Origin of the sequence: Micromonospora rubida (assembly GCF_009908295.1) — a bacterium.
In the GTDB taxonomy this organism is placed as follows: Bacteria; Actinomycetota; Actinomycetes; order Mycobacteriales; family Micromonosporaceae; genus Micromonospora; species Micromonospora rubida.
In genome coordinates this window covers 1-584 of record NZ_JAAALO010000037.1, presented here as the reverse complement: position 1 = coordinate 584, position 584 = coordinate 1, and the positions used below count along the sequence as shown (strand labels likewise).

Genomic DNA, 584 nt, shown 5'->3' with positions numbered 1-584 from the left:
AGGTGCGGCCGAAGTTGGCGATGGCGCCGCCGTTGCCGCTGGCGTTGTTGTTGAACAGGTTGCTGTCTTCGAGGAAGGCGCTGCCTCCGGGCTTGACCAGGATCGCGCCGCCGTCGGCACCCTCGTCGTAGGTGCCGGAGGAGCCGTCACCCGGCTCGCCACCGGGCATGACCGGCATCCCCGGCGCGGCCGGCGTCTCCGGCAGGACCGGCGTCTCCGGCGTTCCCTGCGCGGTCCCGGTGGCTGGCACGGCGGGTGCCGTACCGGCTACCGGCGCGGCGGTCGACCCCGCCTCGGCTGCCGGAGCGGCAGCTACCGGAGCGACGGCCGCCCCCGCCTTGGCTGCCGGAGCGGCGGCCACCGGAGCAACAGCCGCCCCCGCCTTGGCTACCCCATCGGCTGCCGGGTCCGGCTTGGCGGCCGCAGGTGGGGTGTCGGTCTTGGGCGGGGTGGTGGGCTTGGGTGGGGTGGGCCAGGGTTCTTGGTCCTTCTTCTTCTCGCGGGCGGCGTTGCCGTCCTTGAGGGTGATGCCCTTGAGGGTGAGTTCGCCGCCTTCGCCGACGGTGAAGATGCGGAAGGCGTTG

1 pseudogene is annotated in these 584 nt (G+C 73.3%); it reads right to left on the bottom strand.

Features of this window, described 5'->3' with window-relative positions:
* A pseudogene (locus GVV04_RS31975) lies at window positions 1–584 on the bottom strand (hypothetical protein); the annotation flags it as partial.